A 1,299-nucleotide genomic window follows, 5' to 3' on the forward strand; every position below is an offset into this window, starting at 1 on the left:
AGTTACAATAGTTTTTTATTGACAATCTGGCAAGGATAAAGTATAATAATAAAACAATGCTTAAAGTAGATAAAAAAACAGATAAATCTGAAGAAGAAATAAACACTATCCAAATAGTGAGTTTTTTAATAGATAATGCTCTGTATGGAATGGATATTAGTAATGTTCGAGAAATTATAAAGGTTGGTAAAATTACTTATGTGCCGGGCAGCGCTGAATACATCACAGGCGTTATGAATCTCCGCGGAATGGTCATCGCTGTTGTTGATACGGGTAATTTACTTGGATTCTCTAAAATTGTCTTTTCTGACCAGACACGAATTATCATTACAGAAATACAAAATCAAACTCTAGTTGGATTTCTGGTGGATGAAATTATTAATATTGTCAATGTGTCACCAGATAAAATTGAACCTCCACCTGCTACTCTCGAAAAAACCAGGGCTAAATATATCAAAGGTGAAGTTCAAATGGACGGTGAATTAATGGCAATATTAGATCTGGCAGAGATATAAATCGTAACCGTTCAGGTGGTAATTCACCGCACAGACGCAGAGGAACAGAGAAGACATGGAAATAAATCAGATAACAGAAAAGATTATTGAGGTAATCTTTGTAATACATAGGACATCAAAACCAAATTTGTTAATCAATCATGATATGTCGGTCCTCAAAAGCTTGCACTGATGAAAATCCGTGATGGAATTCTGCGTCTGGTAAATAGTTTTTAATTTTTTCTCTGCGTCTCTGTGTCTCTGCGGTGAACGGTTACTATAAATCCAGGTGATTTTATGGAAATCGAATTAGCCCTTTTTAGATTACAAAATCAACAATTTGGTATTGAAGTTAAATCCATAAATAGAATTCTTACCTCATCTTTAAATAAGAAAACCCAAAAGATTCATTTTGAAGATGTTGAAATTCCAACAATAGATTTAACCCGTGAATTTAATCTAAATAATCACAAAAAAAGGCAAAAAAAAGAAATTATCCTTGTTGAATTCGATGGGATTAAAAAAGGATTATTAGTTGATGAAGTCTTAAGGATTTTAAAAGTAAATTTAGATAAGGTTAAGGTCATCCCTTCCTTGATAAAAACTACTGCCCCAAAAGACCATTTCTGGGCAGTAGCACAAGTTGAAGAGGAGCTTATTTTATTATTAGATATCCGTAAATTGTAACCGTTCAGGCTATATATCAAAAGTGTAAGAAAGGGGATAAGGAGATAAGAGTGATATGGAGATAAGATAATAGAAATAGATTGAAATTTATAGAAATAGGTAGAAATTGATTGTGGAA

Annotated in this window: 2 protein-coding genes; both read left to right on the top strand. The window is 32.5% G+C overall.

The genetic code is table 11. The features are described from left to right. Window positions 1–56: 56 nt before the first annotated feature. A complete protein-coding gene (locus AB1422_19510) occupies window positions 57–515 on the top strand; it encodes a chemotaxis protein CheW (protein ID MEW6621489.1) in 459 nt (152 codons plus the stop codon). Window positions 516–791: 276 nt separating this feature from the next. Next, on the top strand, window positions 792–1,181 hold the full coding sequence (locus AB1422_19515; protein ID MEW6621490.1) for a chemotaxis protein CheW: 390 nt from the start codon (window positions 792–794) through the stop codon (window positions 1,179–1,181). Window positions 1,182–1,299: the final 118 nt, after the last annotated feature.

The organism is bacterium (assembly GCA_040757115.1).
Lineage (GTDB): Bacteria > UBA9089 > CG2-30-40-21 > CG2-30-40-21 > SBAY01 > JBFLXS01.

Excerpts from the sequence above, each read along its gene's own strand:
- AB1422_19515 (MEW6621490.1), top strand. The coding sequence starts at position 792 with ATGGAAATCGAATTAGCCCTTTTTAGATTACAAAATCAACAATTTGGT.
- AB1422_19510 (MEW6621489.1), top strand. The coding sequence starts at position 57 with ATGCTTAAAGTAGATAAAAAAACAGATAAATCTGAAGAAGAAATAAAC.